Source organism: Streptacidiphilus pinicola (assembly GCF_003258295.1).
In the GTDB taxonomy this organism is placed as follows: Bacteria; Actinomycetota; Actinomycetes; order Streptomycetales; family Streptomycetaceae; genus Streptacidiphilus; species Streptacidiphilus pinicola.
The window spans coordinates 1-4,890 of record NZ_QKYN01000238.1 but is presented as its reverse complement, the minus strand read 5'-3'; the positions used below and the strand labels follow the sequence as shown (position 1 = coordinate 4,890).

Annotated in this window: 6 protein-coding genes; 2 read left to right on the top strand and 4 right to left on the bottom strand. The window is 72.0% G+C overall.

Annotated elements, in window-relative coordinates:
• From DN069_RS38345 to DN069_RS38330, 4 genes are all read right to left on the bottom strand, one after another.
• Positions 1-537: hypothetical protein (locus DN069_RS38345; protein WP_207892415.1), on the bottom strand; the 537-nt coding region annotated here is incomplete at its 3' end.
• 162 nt (positions 538-699) lie between these two features.
• Complete coding sequence (locus DN069_RS38340) at positions 700-1,095, bottom strand: cell division protein SepF (protein ID WP_207892414.1); 396 nt, start codon at positions 1,093-1,095, stop codon at positions 700-702.
• 327 nt (positions 1,096-1,422) lie between these two features.
• Positions 1,423-1,974, bottom strand: a complete 552-nt coding sequence (locus DN069_RS38335; RefSeq protein WP_111507866.1) for a DinB family protein — start codon at positions 1,972-1,974, stop codon at positions 1,423-1,425.
• Between the two features lie 79 nt (positions 1,975-2,053).
• A complete protein-coding gene (locus DN069_RS38330; protein WP_111507865.1) occupies positions 2,054-3,283 on the bottom strand; it encodes an MFS transporter in 1,230 nt (409 codons plus the stop codon).
• 188 nt (positions 3,284-3,471) lie between these two features.
• Between DN069_RS38330 and DN069_RS38325 the strand changes: the two genes are divergently transcribed.
• On the top strand, positions 3,472-3,864 hold the full coding sequence (locus tag DN069_RS38325; protein ID WP_207892413.1) for a TOBE domain-containing protein: 393 nt from the start codon (positions 3,472-3,474) through the stop codon (positions 3,862-3,864).
• An 82-nt stretch (positions 3,865-3,946) separates the two neighbouring features.
• Positions 3,947-4,789, top strand: a complete 843-nt coding sequence (gene modA / locus DN069_RS38320) for a molybdate ABC transporter substrate-binding protein (protein ID WP_111507864.1) — start codon at positions 3,947-3,949, stop codon at positions 4,787-4,789.
• Positions 4,790-4,890 lie beyond the last annotated feature (101 nt).

The window sequence follows — 4,890 nt, the reverse complement described above, 5'->3', positions numbered from 1 at the left end:
CGTGCCCGGCAGGCTGATGCGTGGAAGGCTGACGCTCGGCAAGACCCGGCCCCGGCCGGTGAGGCGCCAGGCGAGGTCGTGGAGGGCGGTGAGCCAGCGGAGGGAGGCGCCGTAGGCGGCTTCGGTGGGGCCGAGGCCGGGGAGGTCGGGGTGGACCGCCTGGCGGTCGGGGGAGTGGAGGGCGCCGAGGAGCTGGGCGGCCTGGGGCGGGGTGAAGAGCAGGCTGGGAACCCGCCACGGCGTCAGACGCGCGGCGGCGCGGCGCTCGTGCGGGGAGGGGAAGTCGATCTCGGGTGAGGGGAGTGGGGTGCCCTCCGCCGTCGGCAGGAGGAGCCGGGTGTCGTCCTCCGCGGCCTGCTCGGTGAGCCAGGCGAGCCCGGGGCCCACGGCCGACAGCAGCGCGCGCAGCGCGGCCGGCGGGCAGGCGAAGGGGTGCAGGCCGGCCTCGGTGTCGGGCGGCGCGATCGGGCGGGCGGCGTCCTCCGCCCACAGCGCGAGGCGCTCGTCCGCGCGCCAGATGCCGTGCAGTGCGAACATCGCCTCACCCGCCTCAGGTCTGCGGGGGACGGCCGTTCCGTCCCACCTCGACTGCAGCCTAAGCGGGGGCTGTGACAAATCCAGAACCGCCGGGACCGCGACGGGGGCACGGTGCCGGCGGCGTCCGCGCGTCGGGCTCCGGCAAGAGAACCCGACGCGGTGTCAGCTCTGGTTGTAGAAGCCGGAGTCGTCCGACGCGTTGTCGATGACCATGACCTCGATCTCCGGCGGCGCGAGCAGGAAGACCCGGCGGGCGATCCGCTCCATCGTGCCGCGGGTGCCGAAGACCAGGCCCGACGCGAAGTCGATCAGGCGCTTGGCGTCCGGGTCCGCCATCTGGGTGAGGTCCATGATGACGGGCGTGCCGACGCGGACGTGCTCGCCGATCTCACGGGCGGACTCGAAGCTGGTCGGGCGGACCTGGGTGATCTTCGGGGACAGGGGGGCCGACTCGGGCTCCGGGGAGTCCCACGGCTCCTCGTAGTCCGGGACCGCCACCGGGTACCGCCCCGACGGCGACAGCCACCCGCGGTAGTCGTCACGCAGTGCTGCTCCCATGCCCAACCTCCCCATCCGTCCTGCTACCCCGTGTGGTGCCCGCGTCACCGGTGCTCGACCGGGACGCGAGTGTCTTCTTGCTGACGTGGTTTCCCACGATGCTGTCCGAGTATCGCATTGATCACCGACAAGGCACCCGTCCGGACGCCTCGCCGCGCCGTCTGTGTCAACCGTTCTGACGATTCATTCGGACGTTATGGCGATTCAGCTGGTTCCACTCGAACATAGGTACGATTTTCTGTTCCCCGGATCTGCTGACTTCGATGCGGACCGGGTTTCACGCGCGCCCGTGCGGGCACATTCCGGACTCGCCGTCAGGGCGTCACGCTACTCGCCCTTGGCGCCGTCTATCCGTTCGCGGAGGAGGTCCGCGTGTCCGTTGTGGCGCGCGTACTCCTCGACCATGTGGATGTAGATCCACCGCAGCGGCACCGGCTCGCCGCGACGGGTGCCGGTGTCGTCGAGCCCGCGGGCCTCGGCCAACTGCCTGGCCAGGGCCACCTCCTCACGCCAGGTCGCCACCGACGCCTCCGCGTCGGCCGTGTCGACCTCGTCGAAGTCACCGTCCGGCGACTTCTCGGACCAGTAGTGCGCCGTCGCGTCCTGGCCGTCGAGGACGACCCGGAACCAGAACCGCTCCACGTCCGCCATGTGCCGGACGAGCCCGAGCAGCGAAAGTGTCGACGGCGGCACCGCGCGTTCCCGCAACTGTGCCGTGTCGAGGCCCGCGCATTTGAACGCCAGCGTCTCCCGGTGCCACTCGAGGAAGGATTCGAGCATGGCCCGCTCGCCCTGGAGGTAGGGCGGGTCGGCCCGCTCGTCCTTGGCGGGAATGACGACCTGACGGTCCTTCGGGTCGAAGGGGTCGATGGAACTCATGCGCCTATGATTGCGGGCTTCAACGTTTTCCGGCCACGGATTTGTCGGACCAAGCGCAAGGCGGCATATTCGAAATCGATCAGAGATTCGATTCGACCGCGTCGGACTGCGCGGCGCTGACGGTCCGTCCGCTCCGGACGACTCTCGGCGCAAGCAGCTGCGCCCCCGCGACCAGGCCCAACGTCAGTGCCGTGACCACGCCGAAGCTGACGCGCAGTGACGTCGCCTGGGCGATCGCGCCGACCGTCGCCGGCGCCACCAGGCCGGAGGTGTAGGTCACCGTCGCGACACCCGCGATGGCGCGGCTCGGGTTGTCGCCGCTGTGGCCGGCCGCAGCGAAGCAGAGCGGCACCACGACCGCGATGCCGATGCCGAGCAGGGCGAAGCCCGTGATGGCCTGGGCGGCGCCCTGCGCGGTGACGACCAGCAGGCCGCCCACGAGCGCCAGCGCGCCGCTGCCGCGCGTGCTGCGCACGGCGCCGAAGCGCCGCACCGCGGCGTCGCCGGACAGCCGGGCGAAGGCCATGGTGGCGGCGAAGGCCGTGTAGCTCGCAGCGGCCACGGCGGGGGCGGCGTTCGCCGTGGAGCGCAGGTACACCCCGCTCCAGTCGCCACTCGCGCCCTCCGCGAAGACCGCGCAGAAGCCCACCAGCCCGATGGCGACGGCCGAACGCGGCGGCAGCGCGAAGCGCGGCGGCGCCTCCTCCTCCGGCTCCGGCCGCACGTCCAGCAGGCCGCGGCAGGCCACCGCGGAGAGCAGGACGAGAAGGGCCGCCATCAGCGGCAGGTGCACCGACGCGGGTGTGGCGAGCGCGGCGGCCGCGACGCCGACGCCGGAGCCGAGCAGCCCGCCGACGCTCCACATCCCGTGCAGCCCCGACATGATCGACCGGCCCAGTCGCGCCTCCACCTCCACCGCCTGCGCGTTCATCGCCACGTCGGCGATGCCTGCCGTGGCGCCGTAGCAGAACAGCACGAGGACGAGCAGCGGCAGGTTCGGCGCCAGTGCGGGCAGGACGAGCGCGGCCGCGTAGAGGCTGATCAGCAGCCGGTTGCCGGCGCGGTGGCCGCGTGCGTGCAGGATCCGTCCGGCGAGCGGCATCGAGACGAACGAGCCGATGGCGGGCGCGACCAGGGCCAGGCCGAGCTGCCCGGCGGACAGGTGCAGATGGTCCTTGATCCAGGGGATCCGGGTCGCGAAGCTCCCGGCCGCCGCGCCGTGGATCGCGAAGACGGCCGAGATCGCGATCCGTGCCCGTCGCAGCTCCCGTCCGTCGCCCGCGCGGTTCCCGTCCTGTGCGTCGCCCATGCCGCCCCCAGCATCGTTGGTCCGTACCAAGATCCTATCGGCGCCGTCCAGACCGACCCTAGGTCGGCGTCGAAACCGCCGAAGAACGCCTGGAGGCCCGCACATGCGAGAGGAAGTTCGCCTGGTGGCTCGCTTGTGCCATGCTACGAGTGACGAAAGGGCGGCAGGTGCGACAGGATGATCGTCACGTGAACAGCTATCGGATCGGCGAGGCGGCCGCTCTGCTCGGCGTCAGCGCGGACACGATGCGCCGCTGGGTCGATGCCGGACGGCTCAGCGCCCAGCGGGACGACCACGGTCACCGCATCGTGCCGGGGCCCGAACTCGCCGCCTTCGCCCGTGAACTCGCGCGGTCGGAGCACAGTGAGGAGGGGTTGCCCTCCTCGGCCCGCAACCGCTTTCGCGGCATCGTCACCGAGGTGATCCTCGGCGACGTCGCCGCGCAGGTGGAGATCCAGGCCGGCCCGTTCCGCGTGGTCTCGCTGATCAGCCGCGAGTCCGCGGAGGAGCTGGGCCTGGAACCGGGCGTGCCGGCCGTCGCTGTGATCAAGTCGACCAACGTCGTCGTCGAACGGACCTGAGCCGCGGTCCGTCCGGCCGGCGCGGAGCGGTCGACGCACCTGAGCCACCCACCCGAGCCGAAGAACTTTGGGAGTCGCCAGCATGACCACTCGCCCCGCGCCGCGTCTGCTCCGCACCGCCGTCGCCGCCACCGCCGCCGTCGCCCTGCTGGGCCTCGCCGCCTGCAGTTCCTCGGGCGGCAGCACCGCGGGCTCCTCTGCCTCTGCCACCGCGTCCGCCTCGACCGGCGCCGGCACCGCCGCGGCGATCAGTGGCAAGGTCACCGTCTTCGCGGCGGCGTCGCTGAAGAACACCTTCACCGAGCTGGGCAAGGAGTTCGAGGCCGCCCACCCGGGCACCAGCGTCACCTTCAACTTCGGCGGCAGCGACACCCTGGCCGCCTCCATCGTCTCCGGCGCCCCGGCCGACGTCTTCGCCGCCGCCAGCAAGACGACCATGCAGACGGTCGTCTCCAAGGGCGACGCGGCCGGCACGCCCGTCGACTTCGCCAAGAACGAGCTGGAGATCGCCGTCGCCCCGAACAACCCCAAGCACCTGACTACGCTCAGCGGCCTGAGCGCCTCCGGCGTCAAGGTCGCGCTCTGCGCGAAGACGGTGCCCTGCGGCGCCGCCGCCGTGAAGGCGCTGACCGCCGCCGGGGTCAAGCTCACGCCGGTCACCCTGGAGCAGGACGTCACCTCCGCGCTGAACAAGGTCGAGCTGGGCGAGGTGGACGCCGCGCTCGTCTACAAGACGGACGTCAAGGGCGCCAAGGGCAAGGTCACCGGGGTCGACTTCCCCGAGGCCGCCAAGGCGATCACCACCTACCCGATCGCCGCGCTCAAGGGCAGCTCGAACGCGGCGGCCGCGCAGGCCTTCGCGGCCTTCGTGGCCTCCGCCCAGGGCGAGCAGGTGCTGGCCGCGGCCGGCTTCCAGGCCCCGTGACGCGGTGACCTGGTGACGGACGAGCAGGACTCCGTGACCGGCGACGCACAGCCGTCGCCGGTCGAGGAGCTCACCGACGAGCAGCTGCCGCCGCGCTCCGC

Coding starts and splice junctions, on each gene's coding strand:
- DN069_RS38335 (WP_111507866.1), bottom strand. CDS start 1,974: ATGAGTTCCATCGACCCCTTCGACCCGAAGGACCGTCAGGTCGTCATT.
- DN069_RS38340 (WP_207892414.1), bottom strand. CDS start 1,095: ATGGGAGCAGCACTGCGTGACGACTACCGCGGGTGGCTGTCGCCGTCG.
- DN069_RS38330 (WP_111507865.1), bottom strand. CDS start 3,283: ATGGGCGACGCACAGGACGGGAACCGCGCGGGCGACGGACGGGAGCTG.
- modA (WP_111507864.1), top strand. CDS start 3,947: ATGACCACTCGCCCCGCGCCGCGTCTGCTCCGCACCGCCGTCGCCGCC.